The organism is Streptomyces sp. S6 (genome assembly GCF_054880855.1).
Genome location: NZ_JBTYMC010000125.1, coordinates 1 through 18,196, shown reverse-complemented (window position 1 = coordinate 18,196; position 18,196 = coordinate 1). Strand labels below are relative to the sequence as shown.

Sequence of the window (18,196 nt, the reverse complement as noted above, 5' to 3'; positions counted from 1 at the left end):
GCGGCGGCCGTCACCGCCCCGCCGAGCAGCGCGGCGACCAGCGCCACCGGGGTGAGCCGGCGCCGGGCCACGAGACAGAGGCACACCAGAAGAAGCGACCAGCCCAGCACCGAACGCGCGGTGACGTCCAGCAGCCACAGCGGGGCGAGCGGCGCGTCCACGGTCGGGACGACCCCCACCGGCCGCCCGCGCAGCCACTCCTCCCAGCCCCCTCGGCCCAGGAGAACCGACCAGAACCGCCGGGCCAGGTCACGGACGACGTGCGAGGAGCCGAGCACCCAGAACCCGGCGAGGGCCACGGCCACCGACACCAGCAGCGCGGGAACCGTACGCCTCGCCCTGCGGACCAGGAAGCCCACGGCACCGGTCCGGCCGGTCGCCGTCGCCCCGCGCAGCAGCGGCAGGGCGGTCAGGAACCCCGTCAGCACCAGCAGCACGTCGACCCCGGCCCCGGCACCCACCCAGGACACGTACGGCCCGCCCCACCCGGTGTCGTACAGCACAACGGCCGCCACAGCCGCTCCCCGCAGGCCGTCCACCGCCGGGAACCGCCGCAGGCCCGCCTCCTGAGGCACCGTCATCGGTAGGAGCGGCGTCGAGGTGCGGGCACCGGCGGTGACAACGGGTGCGTGGTGTTCTTCGTTCATCTCGGCCAGGTCCGGAAGCAGGAGGCGATGACATCCTCGGCGGGACGGCCGAGGAACGAGGCGCGGGCACCGGCGGGCGTACCGGCCCCGGGATCGGCGTGGAAATCGAGGTTCCACCAGTACAGACCCGCCATGTCCCGGTCCTTGGCCACCCGGCAGGCCGCCTCGAACCAGCGCCGCTGCACCGTGGTGTCGGTCTTCCCGCCGCCCGACCAGTCAGCCGGGTGACGGTAGGCGCCGCTCGCCGCGACGATACCGACCTCGCTCAGCACGATCCGGGGCAGATTCCCGGTGCTCTTGCGGTCCAGCCAGCGCTGCCGGCCCTCGGCGATCTGCGCCGCGGAGGCGTCGTCACCGAGGTGGGCGAGGGAGAAGTAGGCGTCGATGCCCAAGTGGTCGACGGGGACGGGCACCCGCCGGGCCACGTAGTCGTCCCAGTTGGCGTCGTAGGACAGCTCGCCCGGGAACGCCTTCCGCGCCGCCGCCACGACCGAACGCCAGCGCGGGTCGTCCTCCAGCGACGTCAGCTCCGCCCCCAGGACGAAGGTGTTCGCACGGTGGCGGGCCGCGAGTGTCAGATACGGCGCGAGGAACGCCTCGTACGACCGGAACCAGGCCGCCCGGTCGGCGGGGGCGAGCGAGCCGCGCCAGGCCAGGGGGTCCTGGGCGACCAGGTTCCGTTCGTCGAGAAGCGGACGCAGGGTGATGCGCAGTCCGGCCCGGGCCGCCGTGTCCAGGAGCATCCCCAGGTGCCGGACGGAGGGCGTCCCGGGGGCGGCGCCGACCCGGCTCGACGTCGGGCCGCCGGTCGCGAAGGGGAAAGTCACCGAGATCGCGTTCATGTGCTTGCCGACCATGTAGTTCACCAGCCGCACCGAGGCGACCCGCACGGACGCGTCGGTCTCGCCCGGGTAGGAGTACCAGAGCACCTGCGCGCCGAGCTGGGGGTCACCGGCCCGCCACGGCCGGGCGACCCGGGCCAGGACCGGTCGCGCATCCGGGGACGCGGACGAGACGGCGGACCGGGGCGCCGTGCCCCCGGCCGGGACACCGGCACCCGCGGCGACACAACCGGCCGTCAGCGCGAGAGCCATGAGCATCGGCAGAGCACGCGCCTGAACGCGTGTACGAAAATATGCGCGCATCTCTCAGGCCGGCTTCGCTATCACGACGAACTGGTTCTCCGCGCCCCGCAGATACCGCAGCAGCCCCCGGAAGGAACCCGCCGCCTCCCACAGCGCGAAGAACGGCATCAGGGCCACCACCGCGACCGGCTCCCACCACAGCCGGCGCCCGTTCCCCGACACCGACGCGTTGATCTTGAGCCCCTCCCAGTACATCCACACCGCGTACCCCATGGTCACCGCCCACAGCGGCAGGATCCACGGCGTCACCGGCGAGGTGTTCAGATCACCGAGCACCGCGCCGACCGCCAGCACCACACCCACATGCTGGAAGGGCCCCATCACCCACGTCGTCACGCTGTACATGAGCAGCGCCCGGGACCGGCGCGGCAGAGTCCGGTTGAAGGCCAGCCCCAATGGAGGTTCTGTGAAGATGAGCCCGGTCACTGGGGCTCCCTCCCCGAACCGCCCCCGCCCGTCCGCCCCGTGGTCGGCGGCCCCCGGCAACACCGGTAGGCTGTTCACATGTCCGAACCGACCGGTGCCGCCCGCAGGCGCGGGCCCTTCAAGGTCGGGGACCAGGTACAGCTGACCGACCCCAAGGGCCGTCACTACACGTTCACGCTCGAAGCCGGGAAGAACTTCCACACCCACAAGGGTTCCTTCCCGCACGACGAACTGATCGGCGCACCCGAGGGCAGCGTTGTCCGCACCACCGGGAACGTCGCCTACCTCGCGCTGCGCCCCCTGCTCCCCGACTACGTCCTGTCCATGCCCCGCGGGGCAGCCGTCGTCTACCCGAAGGACGCGGGCCAGATCCTCGCCTTCGCCGACATCTTCCCCGGCGCCCGCGTCGTCGAAGCCGGCGTGGGCTCCGGCTCGCTCAGCAGCTTCCTGCTGCGCGCCGTCGGCGACCAGGGCATGCTGCACAGCTACGAGCGCCGCGAGGACTTCGCGGAGATCGCCCAGCAGAACGTGGAGCGCTACTTCGGCGGCCCCCACCCCGCCTGGCAGCTCACCGTCGGTGACCTCCAGGACAACCTGTCCGACACCGACGTCGACCGCGTCATCCTCGACATGCTCGCCCCCTGGGAGTGCCTGGAGGCCGTCTCCAAGGCGCTCGTCCCCGGCGGCATCCTCTGCTGCTACGTCGCGACCACCACGCAGCTCGCCCGGACCGTCGAGTCCATCCGCGAGATCGGCTCCTTCAACGAGCCCACCGCCTGGGAGTCGATGATCCGCAACTGGCACATCGAGGGCCTGGCCGTCCGCCCGGACCACCGGATGATCGGCCACACCGGATTCCTGCTCACCGCCCGCCGCCTCGCCGACGGCGTCGAGCCGCCCATGCGCCGCCGCCGCCCCGCCAAGGGTGCCTACGGCGAGGACTACTCCGGCCCCAACGCCGACGGCGGAGCGGGAGAGCGCTAGCTGGTGGTTGGGTGCGGCGCCGTCGTGGCTTGTCGCGCAGTTCCCCGCGCCCCTAAAGAACATGGCTCGCCGCCGTGGTCTGGTTCTGCTTACGAGCGACTAGGCCACGGCGGCGCCTTTTGGTGACTCACCCCGCCGTTCCCCCACACCTCCTCCTGTGGCACGATGCTGACACCCCCACCCCCCTTTCGGCACAGCCCCACAGGAGACGCGCACTCGTGCAGCACCCCGTCGTCCCGGAACTGGCCCACACCCACACCCGGCCCATCCACTGGGTCGCGACCGCCACCGCGCTCGCCGGCGTCGTCGCCCTCTCCTCGGTGCTCCAGCCCGGCCCCGCCACCGCCGCGGGGTCCACGCCCACGACGAAGGCGGACGACAGACCCGCCGCCGTCGCCCCCTCGGTCGCCGGAGTGAAGTTCCCCCTGGACTGCGGCCCCGTGAAGGCGCTCATCGTGAAACAGGCCGCCGGAGACCTCGACGGGGACGGCCGCCCCGAGACCGTCGCCGTCGTCCACTGCGACGCCCCCATGGGCACCCCGCCCGACGCCGTGTACGTCATCACCCAGGGGCCCCGCGTGGTCGCCACCCTCGTCACGCCGAAGGACCGCAACACGGTGACCTCCCTCGCCGTCACCGACGGCGTCGTCCGCGCCACCCTCCTCGGCTACTCCACGCCGGACGTGCCGAGTTGCTGCCCCGACGTGAAGAGCGACGCCCAGTGGCGGTGGCAGGACGACAAGTTCGTCCGCACGACACCCGCAGGTGCCCGCAGCGTCTGAAACCAGCCACCCCGGCACACCGAAAGAACCCGGGGTGACCGCACGGTCACTCCGCGTCCGGGCCGTACACCTCCACGCTGTCCGAAACCCGCCGTACATGGATGCACTCACCCGGACACTCCCGCGCCGAATCCACCACATCCGCCAGCAACGGCAACGGAACCGGCGCCACCGCACCCGGCGCCTGCAACAGCTCCTCACCCGGACCCCGCACATACGCCAGACCGTCGATGTCCAGCTCGAACACCTCCGGCGCGTACTGCACACAGATCCCGTCCCCCGTACAGAGATCCTGGTCGATCCAGACCTCCAGCGCGCCACCCACGACACCGGCCTCCCGCACCACGTCCACCACTCCCGCGACTCCCGCCGTTTAACACCGAGCCCCACGGGAACCATGCAGGCTCTGACCGCCGTTGGACACTTCGACCCTACCCGGCCCCGCTTCCCAATCATGTTCGGTGGGTATTCCCCTGGCGTGAGGGAGAGCGCAAGGGTGAAGATCGGACACACCCCGACCGTCTTTGTGATCTAGGGGTTTCAACCGACACCCACCCAGGTAGGGTCTGGAAGCGTCCAGCTCCCCATGGAGGAGGTGAGGACCGTGGCAGCCCACGACGACGACATGAACCGCGGCATCCGCCCGGGACGAGGGTCCGACGACCCGTCCGGGCAGATTGCCTACCTTGAGCAGGAGATCGCCGTCCTGCGCCGCAAGCTCGCCGACTCTCCGCGGCACACGAGGATTCTCGAAGAGCGGATCGTCGAGCTACAGACCAACCTGGCCGGCGTGTCCGCCCAGAACGAACGACTCGCCAACACGCTCCGCGAGGCCCGCGACCAGATCGTCGCCCTCAAAGAGGAAGTCGACCGGCTCGCCCAGCCGCCGGCCGGCTTCGGAGTCTTCCTGCAAGCCACCGAGGACGGCACCGCCGACATCTTCACCGGAGGCCGCAAACTCCGCGTGAACGTCAGCCCGAGCGTCGACCTCGACGACCTCAGGCGCGGCCAGGAAGTGATGCTCAACGAAGCACTCAACGTGGTCGAGGCCATGGAGTACGAGAGCGTCGGCGACATCGTCACCCTCAAAGAGATCCTGGAGGACGGCGAACGCGCCCTCGTCCAGGGGCACACCGACGAAGAGAGGGTCGTCCGGCTCGCCGAACCCCTCCTCGACGTCACCATCCGCCCCGGCGACGCCCTCCTCCTCGAACCCCGCTCCGGCTACGTCTACGAGATCGTGCCCAAGAGCGAGGTCGAGGAACTCGTCCTCGAAGAAGTCCCCGACATCGGCTACGAACAGATCGGCGGCCTCGGCGGACAGATCGAAGCCATCCGCGACGCCGTCGAACTCCCGTACCTCTACCCGGACTTGTTCAAGGAACACGAACTGCGGCCCCCCAAGGGCGTCCTGCTCTACGGACCCCCCGGATGCGGCAAGACACTCATCGCCAAAGCCGTCGCCAACTCGCTGGCCAAGAAGGTCGCCGAGGTCACCGGACAGGCCCAGGGCAAGAGCTTCTTCCTCAACATCAAGGGCCCCGAACTCCTCAACAAGTACGTCGGCGAGACCGAACGCCAGATCCGCCTCGTCTTCCAGCGAGCCCGCGAGAAGGCCAGCGAAGGCACCCCCGTCATCGTCTTCTTCGACGAGATGGAGTCCCTGTTCCGCACCCGCGGCTCCGGCGTCAGCTCCGACGTCGAGAACACCATCGTCCCCCAGCTCCTCGCCGAGATCGACGGCGTCGAGGGCCTCCAGAACGTCGTGGTCATCGGCGCCTCCAACCGCGAGGACATGATCGACCCCGCCATCCTGCGCCCCGGCCGGCTCGACGTGAAGATCAAGATCGAGCGCCCGGACGCCGAAGCCGCCAAGGACATCTTCGGCAAGTACCTGACCGAACGCCTCCCCCTGCACTCCGACGACCTCGGCGAACACGGCGGCAGCAAGACGGTCACCGTCGACAGCATGATCCAGACCGCCGTCGAGCACATGTACGCCGAATCCGAGGAAAACCGCTTCCTGGAAGTCACCTACGCCAACGGAGACAAGGAAGTCCTCTACTTCAAGGACTTCAACTCCGGCGCCATGATCGAGAACATCGTCGGGCGTGCCAAGAAAATGGCGATCAAGGACTTCCTGGAGAAAGAACAGAAGGGCCTGCGCGTCTCCCACCTCCTCCAGGCATGCGTGGACGAGTTCAAGGAGAACGAAGACCTCCCCAACACCACCAACCCGGACGACTGGGCCCGCATCTCCGGAAAGAAGGGCGAGCGGATCGTCTACATCCGCACCCTCATCACCGGAAAGCAGGGCGCCGACACCGGACGCTCCATCGACACGGTGGCGAACACCGGACAGTACCTGTAAGAAGACAGGGCGGCTGCGGGTGCCCCCGGGCACTCGCAGCCGCCCCGTTTTAACCCACGGGAAAACACCCGAGCACCCGGCCGGCACAACGAAAATTCCGGCCACAAGCCGAGACCGTGCAATGACGCAAATGATCTCCCCGCCGGCGCGCAGGCGTTCTAGGCTCTTTCGTACCGCCGAGTCGCACAGTGCGGGGACGGGCACCGCACACGCACCGAGGAACCAGCGGTACTTGAGCGACGCCCATCACCGAGGGCGCCGCCGGGCAAGGAGGGCCGCATGACCGTACGGCGAGTAATGGGCATCGAGACGGAGTACGGCATCTCCGTCCCCGGCCACCCCAACGCCAATGCCATGCTCACCTCGTCCCAGATCGTCAACGCCTACGCCGCGGCGATGCACCGGGCCCGCCGGGCCCGCTGGGACTTCGAGGAGGAGAACCCCCTGCGCGACGCCCGGGGCTTCGACCTCGCCCGGGAAGCCGCCGACGCCAGCCAGCTCACCGACGAGGACATCGGCCTCGCCAACGTCATCCTCACCAACGGCGCCCGCCTCTACGTCGACCACGCCCACCCCGAATACAGCTCACCCGAAGTCACGAACCCCCGCGACGCCGTCCTGTGGGACAAGGCCGGTGAACGCATCATGGCCGAAGCCGCCGAACGAGCCGCCCAGCTCCCCGGCGCCCAGCCCATCCACCTCTACAAGAACAACACCGACAACAAAGGCGCCTCCTACGGCACCCACGAGAACTACCTGATGAAGCGCGAGACCGCCTTCTCGGACATCGTGCGCCACCTCACCCCCTTCTTCGTCTCCCGCCAGGTCTTCACCGGCGCCGGACGCGTCGGCATCGGCCAGGACGGCCACGAACACGGCTTCCAGATCAGCCAGCGCGCCGATTACTTCGAGGTCGAGGTCGGCCTGGAGACCACCCTCAAGCGGCCCATCATCAACACCCGCGACGAACCCCACGCCGACGCGGAGAAATACCGCCGACTGCACGTCATCATCGGCGACGCGAACCTGTCCGAGATCTCCACCTACCTCAAACTCGGCACCACCGCACTCGTCCTCTCCATGATCGAGGACGGCTTCATCGCGGTGGACCTCGCGGTCGACCAGCCCGTCCGCACCCTCCACCAGGTCTCCCACGACCCCAGCCTCCAGCGCCTCGTCACCCTCCGCAGCGGACGCACACTCACCGCCGTCCAGCTCCAGATGGAGTACTACGAGCTGTCCCGCAAATACGTCGAGGAGCGCTACGGCGCCGACGCGGACGACCAGACCAAGGACGTCCTCGCCCGCTGGGAGGACACCCTCACCCGGCTGGAGAACGACCCCATGAGCCTCGCCGGGGAGCTCGACTGGGTCGCCAAGAAGGAGCTCATGGAGGGCTACCGGCGCCGCGACGACCTCGACTGGGACGCCGCGCGGCTGCACCTCGTCGACCTCCAGTACGCCGACGTACGGGCCGAGAAGGGGCTCTACAACCGGCTCGTGGCCCGTGGCCGGATGAAACGGCTGCTGGACGAGGCGGAGGTCGAGCATGCGAAGTCGTCGCCGCCGGAGGACACCCGGGCGTACTTCCGGGGGCGGTGCCTCGACCAGTACGCCGACGACGTCGCTGCCGCCTCCTGGGACTCCGTCATCTTCGATCTCCCCGGGCGCGACAGCCTCCAGCGGGTCCCAACCCTGGAACCGCTACGCGGAACGCGAAATCACGTCAAGGAGCTGCTGGACCGCTGCCGAACCGCTGAAGACCTGGTCAGGGTCCTCTCCGGCGGCTGAACACAAGATCCCCGGGCACGGGTGGAAACCCCCGTCCCCGGGAATCATCGAGGTGGCCCTCGCGCGTTGCACCAACTGCGGGGCCGATGTCAGACCCGGCTTGTAGGGTCTGATCACACTGGCATATCGGGCGAAACTGAGCGGGGTGAAGGTTCATGGCGACCAAGGACACCGGCGGCGGCCAGCAGAAGGCGACCCGGACCAACGAAGAGGCCGAGGAGCAGGCGGCGGAGACGTCGGGCTCGGAGGACCTCAAGGAACGGCACGAGAAGCTGAGCGATGACGTCGACTCGGTTCTTGACGAAATTGACGATGTCCTCGAAGAGAATGCAGAGGACTTCGTGCGTGGATTTGTTCAAAAAGGTGGGGAATAGTCCGATTCACCCCTTCGGGAGGGGAGAGCGGGGGCTCCTATGCCGGATGGGCAAGAGGTGAAGCGTTGCTCGCGGTGCAAGGAATACAAGCCGCGGGCGGCCTTCGCCAATAACAGGGCGATGCGTGACGGGCTGCAAGCGAACTGCCGTGAGTGTGCGGCCGCCTACTACGAGAAACGGCAGTCGGCCAAAGGGAAGACCGTCAGACCGAAGGTGGAGGTGCCTGAGGGGCACAAGCTCTGCCGGACCTGCGGGGAGATCAAGCCGCACAGCGAGTGGACACGGAACCGGACGGCCTCGGACGGCTTGGCCACGCTCTGCAAGACGTGCAAGGCGGCTCAGGGGCGACGGGATCACCTCAAGCGGCAGTACGGCATCACCGAAGCCCAACGCGACCAGATGATCGCGGAACAGAAATGGCTCTGCGTCATCTGCCTGAAGGCACCCCCCGTCCATGTGGATCACTGCCACAAGACGGGTAGGGTCCGTGGCGTACTGTGCTTCAACTGCAATTCGGCCATCGGCAAGTTGGGGGACGACCCTGACGCGGTTCGTCGGGCGGCCTCCTACCTGGAAGGAAACTCGTGGAAGCCAATACTCGTAGCACCGGGCGTCTACCAGCTGCCTTCCTGACGCCTGGGTCCTCGTCGTTCATGGATTTCCTGTCGGCGCACCAACCGCAACTGCTGCCGGGCAATAGGCAGTTGCCCGCGGTGCAGGGTGTGATCGAGGCCCCGCACGGGACGACGATCGTGGCGGTGACGTTCCAGGGCGGGGTGATCCTCGCGGGTGACCGCCGGGCGACGATGGGGAACATGATCGCCCAGCGGGACATCGAGAAGGTGTTCCCGGCGGACGAGTACTCGGCGGTCGGGATCGCCGGCACGGCGGGTCTCGCGGTGGAGATGGTGAAGCTGTTCCAGCTGGAGCTGGAGCACTTCGAGAAGGTGGAGGGCGCGCAGCTCTCCCTGGAGGGCAAGGCGAACCGCCTGTCGACGATGATCAGGTCGAACCTGGGCATGGCGATGCAGGGCCTGGCGGTCGTCCCGCTGTTCGCCGGTTTCGACGTGGACCGCGCGAAGGGCCGCATTTTCAGCTACGACGTGACGGGCGGCCGTTCCGAGGAGCAGAACTACGCGGCGGTCGGCTCGGGTTCGATCTTCGCGCGGGGCGCCCTGAAGAAGCTGTTCCGTGACGGCCTGTCGGAGTCCGAGGCGACGACGCTGGTGGTGCAGGCGCTGTACGACGCGGCGGACGACGACTCGGCGACGGGCGGTCCGGATGTCGCGCGCCGGATCTACCCGATCGTCACGGTGATCACGGACGAGGGTTTCCGCCGTCTGACGGACGCCGAGGCCGCGGGCATCTCGGGTTCGGTGCTGGAGAAGCGGCTGGAGCAGCCGGACGGCCCCCGGGCCGCGCTGCTGTAGCGCCGGGCCTCAACTCTTCTTGTCAGGTGTTCGCTCTCTCAGAAAAGGACGGGTAACCGGTGTCGACGCCGTTCTATGTGTCTCCTCAGCAGGCGATGGCGGACCGCGCGGAGTACGCCCGTAAGGGCATCGCGCGCGGGCGCAGCCTTGTGGTCATCCAGTACGCCGACGGCATCGTGTTCGTCGGCGAGAATCCGTCCCGCGCGCTGCACAAGTTCAGCGAGATCTACGACCGGATCGGTTTCGCGGCGGCGGGCAAGTACAACGAGTACGAGAACCTCCGGATCGGCGGTGTGCGCTACGCGGATCTGCGGGGCTACACGTACGACCGGGACGACGTGACGGCTCGTGGCCTGGCGAACGTGTACGCGCAGACGCTGGGGACGATCTTCTCGTCGTCGGCGGAGAAGCCGTACGAGGTGGAGCTGGTGGTCGCGGAGGTCGGTGAGACGGTCGAGGGTGACCAGATCTACCGGCTGCCGCACGACGGTTCGATCGTGGACGAGCACGGTTCGGTCGCGGTGGGCGGTAACGCGGAGCTGATCAGCAACTATCTGGACCAGCGGCACCGTGACGGCATGAGCCTGTCGGAGGCGCTGAAGCTGGCGGTGCAGGCGTTGTCGCGGGAGGCGAACGGCACGCAGCGGGAGATCCCGGCCGAGCGTCTTGAGGTGGCGGTGCTGGACCGTACGCGTCCGCAGCAGCGGAAGTTCAAGCGGATCGTGGGTCCGCAGCTGTCGCGTCTGCTGGAGGCGGAGGGTCCGGCGACGGAGGCGGAGAGCGCGGAGGAGGCCGAGGGGTCCGGCGAGTAGTGGTCCCTGCCTGACATCCCCCGTACGTGCCCCGGCCGGTTCTTCCGGCTGGGGCACGGGTCGTTCAGGGGGGTGGTGCGGTGGAGCCGCGGACGACGAGGTGGACGGGGATGTCGCCCTGGTCGGGGGTGCGGCCGTCGAGGACGGCGAGGAGGGCGTGCATGCCGCGTTCGCCGAAGAGTTCGGCGTCGAGGCGGACGGTGGTGAGTTCGGGGTCGATGGCGGTGGCGAGGGCGAGGTCGTCGAGGCCGGTGACGGAGATGTCGTCGGGGACGCGCAGGCCGAGGCGGCGGAGGGCTTTGTAGGCGCCGGCGGCGAGTTTGTCGTCGTCGCAGATGACGGCGGTGGGGTGGGGGCCGGTTCGGAGGGCTTCGGTGAGGGCGTGCCTGGCGTCGTCGATGGTGATGGGGGTGGGTGCGGTGCGCAGGGTGGTGCCGGGGGTGGTGGTCAGGCGGGTGGTGAGGGTGTGGGCGCGGACCTGGAAGGTCCAGGAGGGGACGTCGGCCGCGAGGTGGAGGAAGTGGCGGTGGCCGAGACCGAGGAGGTGGTCGGTGACCTGGCGGGTGCCGTCGGCGATGTCGAGGTTGACGGTGGCGGCGCCGAGGCTGCCGTGGGGGTCGCTGTCGAGCATGACGAGGGGGAGTTGGTCGCCGCGGATGGCGGTGAGGGCGTCGGCGGCCATGGAGGAGGCGATGACGCCGTCGAGGGCGGCCTGGGCGCTGGCGAAGGGGTCGCGGGCGGGGCCGACGCCTTCGGGGGAGGGGTAGAGGACGACGCCGAAGCCGTGCCGGGCGGCGACGCGGGCGGCGCCGGTGTAGACGCCGGCGAAGAACTCGGTGGTGAGGGCGGGGACGACGAGCAGGACGGTGCGGGTGTGGCCGAGGCGGAGGTTGCGGGCGGCGAGGTTGGGGCGGTAGCCGAGGTCGCGGGCGGCCTGCCGGACGCGTTCGGCGGTGGTCTCGGCGACGCGGCCTCGCCATTTGTCGCCGAGGACGAGGGAGACGGCGGCCTGGGAGACGCCGGCGGCCTGGGCGACGTCGCGGCTCGTGGGGCGCGTCGAGTTGCGTGCCACCGTTCGCCTGCCTCCCGTTCTGGACCGATCCTTTGTGGTCATGGTACGTATGACTCAGGGAGTTATACGTAACACGTGAGGTCTTTCGGGGCCTCGGACGAGCGGTGGGAGGCGGGATGGCCGGGGGACTGGCGGGATACGCGGAGGTGGCGCGGGCCCGGTACGCGCTGCGGCTGCTGGCCGGCACGCTGGTGGGCCGCCTGCCGTGCGCGACGGCGGCGATCACGGTCGTGCTGTTCACGCGCGCCGAGGGCGGCTCGTACAGCCTGGCGGGTGTGCTGGCGGCGGTGTACGGCGTGGCGAACGCGGTGGGCCAGCCGGTGCTGGGCCGTCTCGTGGACCTGCACGGCCAGCCGCGCGTGCAGCTCCCGGCGGCGCTGGGTTCGGCGGCCGGGATGGCGCTGTTCGCCTGGAGCGGCCTGGACCCCCTCTGGCTCGCCTGTACCGCCGTGGTGGTCGCGGGCCTGCTGACACCGCCCCTGGAGGGCGGCCTGCGGGCGCTGTGGCCGTCGGTCCTCAAGCGCGAGGACCAGGTGCACACGGCGTACGCGATGGACGCGGTCGCGCAGGAGGCGATGTTCACGGTCGGCCCGCTGCTGGTGACGGTGTGCGTGTCGGTGTGGTCGGAGCGGGCGGCGCTGCTGCTGGTCAACGCGGTGGGCGTGCTGGGGGCGCTGTCGGTCGTGGTGTCGCCGCCCTCGCGTGCCTGGCGCTCGGCTCCCCGCGAGGCGCACTGGCTGGGCGCGCTGCGCTCGCGTCCGCTGCTGGCGCTGCTGGGGTCGTGCGTGTTCATCGGGGTGGCGCTGGGGTCGATCACGGTGGCGTCGGTGCCGTACGCGGACGCGCACGGCGGGGACGCGGTGTACGGCTGGATGCTGGCCGCGCTGGGGCTGGGGGCGCTGGTGGGCGGGACGGTGTACGGGGCGCGGTCGTGGCCGGGGTCGCCGCAGCGGCGGCTGACGGTGATCGTGGCGCTCCTCGCGGTCTGCTACGTGCCGTTGCTGTTGCGTCCGGGTGCTGTGGCGATGGTGGCGCTGACGGCGCTGGCGGGGGTGTTCCTGGCGCCGGCGATCACGTGCATGTTCGTGCTGGTCGACTCGTACGCGCCGCGGGGGACGGTGACGGAGGCGTTCTCGTGGCTGGTGACGATGTTCACGGTGGGCCAGTCGGCGGGGACGGGGGTGACGGGGCCGGTGGTGGAGGCGGGCGGCACGCTGTGGGGGTTCGCGGTGCCGGCTCTCGCGGGTGGTGCCGCGCTGCTGGTTTTGCTGGCGACCAGGAGGGTAATGGAGGTGCCGGCTTCTCGCACTGTTGCTGTGGTGGCGTCGGAAAATGATCTGAACCGTGCTGTCGAACCCCGTTTCAGTTCCGGCGATCGGGCGTAATGTTCAGTCATGGACCGCCGCATTTTCGGGCTGGAGAACGAGTACGGCGTCACGTGCACGTTCAGGGGACAGCGGCGTCTGTCTCCTGACGAGGTGGCGCGGTACCTCTTCCGCCGTGTCGTGTCATGGGGCCGCAGCAGCAATGTCTTTCTGCGGAACGGAGCCCGCCTCTATCTGGATGTGGGTTCGCACCCCGAATACGCGACACCCGAATGTGACAACGTGACCGAACTGGTGACTCACGACAAGGCCGGCGAGCGCATTCTCGAAGGACTTCTGGTGGACGCGGAACGGCGCCTGCACGAGGAAGGAATCGCGGGCGACGTCTACCTCTTCAAGAACAACACGGACTCGGCCGGTAACTCCTACGGCTGCCACGAGAACTATCTGGTCGCGCGGCACGGGGAGTTCTCCCGTCTCGCGGACATCCTGATCCCGTTCCTGGTGACGCGTCAGCTGCTGTGCGGTGCGGGCAAGGTGCTCCAGACCCCGCGCGGCGCGGTGTACTGCGTGAGCCAGCGGGCGGAGCACATCTGGGAGGGCGTCTCCTCGGCGACGACACGCTCCCGGCCGATCATCAACACCCGTGACGAACCGCACGCGGACGCGGAGCGCTACCGCCGTCTGCATGTGATCGTGGGCGACTCGAACATGTCGGAGACGACGATGCTGCTGAAGGTCGGCGCGACCGACCTGGTGCTGCGGATGATCGAGGCGGGCACGGTGATGCGGGATCTGACGCTGGAGAACCCGATCCGGGCGATCCGCGAGGTCAGTCACGACATCACGGGCCGGCGCAAGGTGCGTCTGGCGAGCGGGCGGGAGGCGTCGGCGCTGGAGGTGCAGCGCGAGTACTACGAGAAGGCCGTCGACTTCTGTGAGCGGCGCGGTATCCGGACGGGCACGGTCGAGCAGGTCCTCGAACTGTGGGGCCGGACGCTGGACGCGATCGAGGCGGAGGACCTGGACCGGATCGGTACCGAGATCGACTGGGTGATGAAGTACCAGCTGATCGAGCGGTACCGGGCCAAGCACAACATGACGATGTCGCATCCGCGGGTGGCGCAGATCGACCTCGCCTATCACGACATCCACCGTCGCCGGGGTCTGTACTACCTGCTGGAGCGCAAGGGGCAGGCGGCGCGGATCTGCAACGACCTGAAGATCTTCGAGGGCAAGTCGGTGCCCCCGCAGACCACTCGGGCGCGGTTGCGGGGTGACTTCATCCGGCGGGCGCAGGAGCAGCGCCGGGACTTCACGGTCGACTGGGTGCATCTGAAGCTGAACGACCAGGCGCAGCGGACGGTCCTGTGCAAGGATCCGTTCCGTTCGGTCGACGACCGGGTGGAGAAGCTGATCGCCGGGATGTGAGGGACACGTTCCGGTGACAGACCGGAACGCAACACGGGCGCCGTACGTTTTCCGTACGGCGCCCTTTGCACGCCGTAGAGTTGCGCGCACGCCATCCACAAGTTCGACCGATTACGAGGCTTCCACCGTGCGCCGACGCTCCCTGATTCTCGCCGCCGTCCCCGTGGGACTGGTCACGCTCGCCGGCTGTGGCGACGACAAGTCCGACTCCAGCAAGGCGAGCGACAGCGCGTCGCAGTCCGCCTCGAAGGACCCGTCGGCGGCTCCGGCGCCGAAGATCGTGGACGGCCCGCTGCCGGCCGTGACGGCGGGTCAGAAGTTCGGCGAGAAGCCGACCGTGGCGAAGGGCAGCGGCAAGCCGTCGGACCAGCTCGCGGTGAAGACGCTGGTCGCGGGCAGCGGGAAGACGATCGCCGAGGGCGACTTCGTGTGGGCCCACTACCTGGGCCAGATCTGGGACACGGCGAAGGTGTTCGACAACTCCTACGACCGTAAGACCCCGTTGTTCATCCAGCTCGCCAAGGGCAGCATCATCGACGGCTGGCGGTACGCGCTGGCGGGCAGGAAGGCGGGCAGCCGGGTGGAGCTCTCGGTCCCGCCGACCTGGGGGTACGGCGCGCAGGGCCAGTCGCAGGCGGGCATCAAGGGCACGGACACGCTGGTGTTCGTGGTGGACGTGCAGGACACGTTCAACGGCAAGTCCTCCGCGAAGGGCAAGGACGTCGCGCAGGACGACGCGAAGCTCCCGAAGGTGGGCACGAACACGGACGGCAAGGCGCCCTCGGTGGACATCCCCAAGTCGGCGGCGCCGAAGGACCTGGTGGCGAACTACGTCATCGAGGGCGACGGCGCGGTGGTGAAGGCGGACTCCACGCTCGTCGTGCAGTACAAGGGTGTCGTCTGGGAGACCGGCAAGGAGTTCGACTCCTCCTACAAGCGCGACCAGCCGACGTCGTTCTCGCTCCAGCAGGTCGTCAAGGGCTGGGCGCAGGGGCTGACCGGCAAGAAGGTCGGCAGCCGCGTCGTCATCGTGGTCCCCCCGGCGCTGGGCTACGGCGACAACCCGCCGCAGGACAGCGGGATCGGGAAGACGTCGACGATGGTGTTCACGGTGGACATCCTCGCGGCCTCGTGACGCGCGAGAAAATGTAAGACTGTGCGGGTTTCCTTTTTGTGAACGACCAGGAGTTTGACGTGAGCATCGAGAAGCCCGAGATCGACTTCCCCGAGGGCCAGCCGCCGGCGGACCTTGAGATCAAGGACATCTGGGAGGGTGACGGCGAGGTCGCGCAGGCCGGTCAGATGGTGACCGTGCACTACGTCGGCGTCACCTTCGCCACCGGTGAGGAGTTCGACGCGAGCTGGAACCGCGGTTCCGCGTTCAAGTTCCCGCTGGGTGCCGGCCGGGTCATCCAGGGCTGGGACAAGGGCGTGGAGGGCATGAAGGTCGGCGGCCGTCGTCAGCTGACGATCCCGCCGCACCTGGGCTACGGCGACCAGAGCCCGACCCCGGCGATCCCGGCCGGTTCCACCCTGATCTTCGTGGTGGACCTGATCGCGGTCTGAGCGGCGCACGACCGGCGGTGACCGGGTGAGGCCCATGCCTGTACGGGCATGGGCCTCGGCTTTTGCCCGGACGGCGCGGGGCGGTACGGTCATCCGTCGGAAGCACCATAGGAAAGGCGAAGGGCGTCGATGGCCATTGCCAAGGCAGAGCGGCTCATGAACCTGGCGCTGTGTCTGCTGGGGACGCGCAGACCGCTCAGCAAAAGGGAGTTGCGCGAATCCATCGAGGCGTATCTCGAAGCGGGTGTGGACGACGCCTTCAACCGGATGTTCGAGCGCGACAAGGACGATCTGCGCGAACTCGGCCTGGTCATCGAGACGGTGGAGAACCTGGACGGCGAGGTCGGCTACCTCGCCCGCAAGGACAGCAACCGTTTGCCGCCCATCACGCTGGACGCGGAGGAGGCCGCCGCGCTGGGGCTCGCCGCGAAGGTGTGGCAGCAGGCGAGGCTCGCGGGCGCCGCTTCGGGAGCGTTGCAGAAGCTGCGTGCGGCCGGGCTGCCCGAGGACGTCGACCCGTACGAGGCGCACGGCGCGCTGGAGCCTCGTATCCCTGTGCACGAGGCGGCGTTCGAGCCGTTGATGCTGGCGTGCCGGGACCGTCGTCCGGTGCAGTTCGACTACCGGAAGGTGACGGCCGCGCGGCCCGAGCCGCGGAATGTGGAGCCGTGGGCGCTGGAGTGCTGGCGCGGGCACTGGTATCTCGCCGGGTTCGACCGGGACCGGGGCGCCGAGCGGGTGTTCAGGCTGTCGCGGATCACCGGGCGGGTGCGCTCAAGGGGTGCCGCGTTCACGGCGCCGGTGCCGGACGTGGTGACGGTGCGGGAGACGGTCGCGGGCTGGGCCGGGGAGCGTGCGGACCGCAGTGCGGTGATCCGGCTGCGGGCCGGGGCCGGGTACCCCCTTCGGGCGAAAGCCACGGTGGTGCGGGAACTCGGGAACGGCTGGGACGAGTTGGAGATTCCGTACGGGCACGGTCTGGACGCCTGGCTGGTGGAGTTCGGTCCCGACGTCGTGGTCGTCGGTCCGGCCGAGCTGCGGGCGGACGTCGTGGACCGGCTGCGGGCCGTGGCCAAGGGCTGAGGGGGACGGGGAAGAGCATGGCGGGCAAACCGGTGCGGCCGGTGAACGCGATCGACCAGACGCGGCGGATGCTGTCGCTGGTGACGTATCTGAGGGAGCGGCCCGGCGCGCGCGTCGAGGACGTGGCGCGGGCGTTCGGGATCACCGAGGAGGAGCTGGTCGCCGACCTCGACGTGCTGCCGATGTGCGGGACGAGCTTCCGCGGCGGGGACCTCCTCGACATCGACACGGACGGCGAGCACATCTGGTGGCACAACCCGGCCGCCCTCGGCGCCGAGGGGGCCGAGCCGTTGCGTCTCGCGGCCGACGAGGCGACGGCGCTGCTGGTCGCGGCGCGTGCGGTGGCCACCCTGCCGGGGCTGCGCGAGGGCGACCGGCAGGCGCTGCTGCGGGCCACCGCGAAGGTGGAGACGGCGGCCGGTGAGGCGGCCGGGGCGAGTGCGCGGCTGTCGGTGACGTTCGAGTCGGAGGGCGGCGTCTTCGCCGACGTCGACCGGGCGATCGCCGAGCGGCGACGGCTGTGGATCCGCTACTACTCGCCCGCGCGCGACGAGGTCACCGAGCGGGAGATCGACCCGATCCGCCTGGTCAGCGTGGGGCACACGTACGTCGAGGCGTGGTGCAGGCGCTCCGAGGCGCGGCGGACGTTCCGGCTCGACCGGGTCGCCGAGATCAAGATCCTGGACGAGCCGTCGGCGCCGCCCGAGGTGGAGCTGCGGGACCTGTCGCTGGGGCTCGTGCAGCCCGCCGCCGAGGATCCCGAGGTCGTCGTCGAGGTGGGGCCCGGGGGGCGGTGGGTCGCCGAGTACTACCCGCACGACAGTGCGGAGGAGCTGCCGGACGGGGGGCTGCGGATCACGCTGCGCACCCCTGATCCGGCGTCCCTGCGGCGCCTCGCGCTGCGGCTGGGCGCGGACGGCCGGATCGCCGCGCCGCGGGACCTCGCGGACAGTGCCC

General features: G+C 69.4%; 19 protein-coding genes. 14 read left to right on the top strand and 5 right to left on the bottom strand.

The features are described 5' to 3' along the window. The 3 genes from ACVNF4_RS18885 to ACVNF4_RS18875 all read right to left on the bottom strand — a co-directional run. Nucleotides 1-581 (bottom strand): acyltransferase family protein (locus ACVNF4_RS18885; protein ID WP_461804009.1); only part of this gene is annotated, 581 nt, incomplete at its 3' end. Between the two features lie 62 nt (nucleotides 582-643). Then, a complete protein-coding gene (locus ACVNF4_RS18880; RefSeq protein WP_461804008.1) occupies nucleotides 644-1,747 on the bottom strand; it encodes a glycoside hydrolase family 113 in 1,104 nt (367 codons plus the stop codon). 48 nt (nucleotides 1,748-1,795) lie between these two features. Further along, nucleotides 1,796-2,218: a hypothetical protein gene (locus tag ACVNF4_RS18875; RefSeq protein WP_461804007.1), complete on the bottom strand. Its 423-nt coding sequence runs from the start codon at nucleotides 2,216-2,218 to the stop codon at nucleotides 1,796-1,798. A 78-nt stretch (nucleotides 2,219-2,296) separates the two neighbouring features. Between ACVNF4_RS18875 and ACVNF4_RS18870 the strand changes: the two genes are divergently transcribed. Both ACVNF4_RS18870 and ACVNF4_RS18865 read left to right on the top strand, forming a co-directional pair. Then, nucleotides 2,297-3,202 (top strand): tRNA (adenine-N1)-methyltransferase, encoded by a 906-nt coding sequence (locus ACVNF4_RS18870; RefSeq protein WP_055724714.1) that lies wholly within the window; start codon nucleotides 2,297-2,299, stop codon nucleotides 3,200-3,202. A 218-nt stretch (nucleotides 3,203-3,420) separates the two neighbouring features. Next, a complete protein-coding gene (locus ACVNF4_RS18865; protein WP_461804006.1) occupies nucleotides 3,421-3,984 on the top strand; it encodes a hypothetical protein in 564 nt (187 codons plus the stop codon). A gap of 46 nt (nucleotides 3,985-4,030) precedes the next feature. Here the strand turns inward: ACVNF4_RS18865 and ACVNF4_RS18860 are convergent, their stop codons facing one another. After that, nucleotides 4,031-4,336, bottom strand: coding sequence for a ferredoxin (locus ACVNF4_RS18860; RefSeq protein WP_461804010.1), 306 nt, complete (start codon nucleotides 4,334-4,336; stop codon nucleotides 4,031-4,033). Between the two features lie 252 nt (nucleotides 4,337-4,588). Here ACVNF4_RS18860 and arc point away from each other — a divergent pair, with 252 nt between their 5' ends. The 6 genes from arc (at nucleotide 4,589) to prcA (ending at nucleotide 10,762) form a co-directional block, all read left to right on the top strand. Then, a complete protein-coding gene (gene arc, locus ACVNF4_RS18855; RefSeq protein WP_461804005.1) occupies nucleotides 4,589-6,355 on the top strand; it encodes a proteasome ATPase in 1,767 nt (588 codons plus the stop codon). A gap of 279 nt (nucleotides 6,356-6,634) precedes the next feature. Then, a complete protein-coding gene (gene dop / locus ACVNF4_RS18850) occupies nucleotides 6,635-8,146 on the top strand; it encodes a depupylase/deamidase Dop (protein ID WP_461804004.1) in 1,512 nt (503 codons plus the stop codon). A gap of 155 nt (nucleotides 8,147-8,301) precedes the next feature. Continuing rightward, nucleotides 8,302-8,520 (top strand): ubiquitin-like protein Pup, encoded by a 219-nt coding sequence (locus ACVNF4_RS18845; protein ID WP_319726287.1) that lies wholly within the window; start codon nucleotides 8,302-8,304, stop codon nucleotides 8,518-8,520. A 39-nt stretch (nucleotides 8,521-8,559) separates the two neighbouring features. Continuing rightward, nucleotides 8,560-9,153, top strand: coding sequence for an endonuclease VII domain-containing protein (locus tag ACVNF4_RS18840; protein ID WP_461804003.1), 594 nt, complete (start codon nucleotides 8,560-8,562; stop codon nucleotides 9,151-9,153). Further along, nucleotides 9,105-9,950, top strand: a complete 846-nt coding sequence (prcB, locus tag ACVNF4_RS18835; RefSeq protein ID WP_461804002.1) for a proteasome subunit beta — start codon at nucleotides 9,105-9,107, stop codon at nucleotides 9,948-9,950. The genes ACVNF4_RS18840 and prcB overlap by 49 nt, the downstream gene beginning before the upstream one ends. Before the next feature lie 59 nt (nucleotides 9,951-10,009). After that, complete coding sequence (gene prcA / locus ACVNF4_RS18830) at nucleotides 10,010-10,762, top strand: proteasome subunit alpha (protein ID WP_461804001.1); 753 nt, start codon at nucleotides 10,010-10,012, stop codon at nucleotides 10,760-10,762. A gap of 64 nt (nucleotides 10,763-10,826) precedes the next feature. Here the strand turns inward: prcA and ACVNF4_RS18825 are convergent, their stop codons facing one another. Then, a complete protein-coding gene (locus tag ACVNF4_RS18825) occupies nucleotides 10,827-11,834 on the bottom strand; it encodes a LacI family DNA-binding transcriptional regulator (RefSeq protein ID WP_461804000.1) in 1,008 nt (335 codons plus the stop codon). A 116-nt stretch (nucleotides 11,835-11,950) separates the two neighbouring features. On the opposite strand from ACVNF4_RS18825, the gene ACVNF4_RS18820 reads away from it, so the two are divergent. The 6 genes from ACVNF4_RS18820 to ACVNF4_RS18795 form a co-directional block, all read left to right on the top strand. Next, on the top strand, nucleotides 11,951-13,219 hold the full coding sequence (locus ACVNF4_RS18820; RefSeq protein ID WP_461803999.1) for an MFS transporter: 1,269 nt from the start codon (nucleotides 11,951-11,953) through the stop codon (nucleotides 13,217-13,219). Nucleotides 13,220-13,228: 9 nt separating this feature from the next. Next, nucleotides 13,229-14,590, top strand: coding sequence for a Pup--protein ligase (pafA, locus tag ACVNF4_RS18815; RefSeq protein WP_007499792.1), 1,362 nt, complete (start codon nucleotides 13,229-13,231; stop codon nucleotides 14,588-14,590). Nucleotides 14,591-14,717: 127 nt separating this feature from the next. Next, on the top strand, nucleotides 14,718-15,725 hold the full coding sequence (locus ACVNF4_RS18810; RefSeq protein WP_461803998.1) for an FKBP-type peptidyl-prolyl cis-trans isomerase: 1,008 nt from the start codon (nucleotides 14,718-14,720) through the stop codon (nucleotides 15,723-15,725). 59 nt (nucleotides 15,726-15,784) lie between these two features. Beyond that, nucleotides 15,785-16,156 carry an FKBP-type peptidyl-prolyl cis-trans isomerase gene (locus ACVNF4_RS18805; protein WP_461803997.1) on the top strand — a complete coding sequence of 124 codons (372 nt, stop codon included), beginning with the start codon at nucleotides 15,785-15,787 and terminating at the stop codon, nucleotides 16,154-16,156. Nucleotides 16,157-16,285: 129 nt separating this feature from the next. Further along, a complete protein-coding gene (locus tag ACVNF4_RS18800) occupies nucleotides 16,286-17,239 on the top strand; it encodes a helix-turn-helix transcriptional regulator (RefSeq protein ID WP_461803996.1) in 954 nt (317 codons plus the stop codon). Between the two features lie 17 nt (nucleotides 17,240-17,256). After that, the coding region (locus ACVNF4_RS18795; RefSeq protein WP_461803995.1) for a helix-turn-helix transcriptional regulator at nucleotides 17,257-18,196 on the top strand (940 nt) is incomplete at its 3' end.

What these genes read in the sequence shown, in the direction of transcription:
- ACVNF4_RS18880 (WP_461804008.1), bottom strand. Translation starts at nt 1,747, where the DNA reads ATGCTCATGGCTCTCGCGCTGACGGCCGGTTGTGTCGCCGCGGGTGCC.
- ACVNF4_RS18870 (WP_055724714.1), top strand. Translation starts at nt 2,297, where the DNA reads ATGTCCGAACCGACCGGTGCCGCCCGCAGGCGCGGGCCCTTCAAGGTC.
- dop (WP_461804004.1), top strand. Translation starts at nt 6,635, where the DNA reads ATGACCGTACGGCGAGTAATGGGCATCGAGACGGAGTACGGCATCTCC.
- ACVNF4_RS18845 (WP_319726287.1), top strand. Translation starts at nt 8,302, where the DNA reads ATGGCGACCAAGGACACCGGCGGCGGCCAGCAGAAGGCGACCCGGACC.
- ACVNF4_RS18840 (WP_461804003.1), top strand. Translation starts at nt 8,560, where the DNA reads ATGCCGGATGGGCAAGAGGTGAAGCGTTGCTCGCGGTGCAAGGAATAC.
- ACVNF4_RS18820 (WP_461803999.1), top strand. Translation starts at nt 11,951, where the DNA reads ATGGCCGGGGGACTGGCGGGATACGCGGAGGTGGCGCGGGCCCGGTAC.
- pafA (WP_007499792.1), top strand. Translation starts at nt 13,229, where the DNA reads ATGGACCGCCGCATTTTCGGGCTGGAGAACGAGTACGGCGTCACGTGC.
- ACVNF4_RS18800 (WP_461803996.1), top strand. Translation starts at nt 16,286, where the DNA reads ATGGCCATTGCCAAGGCAGAGCGGCTCATGAACCTGGCGCTGTGTCTG.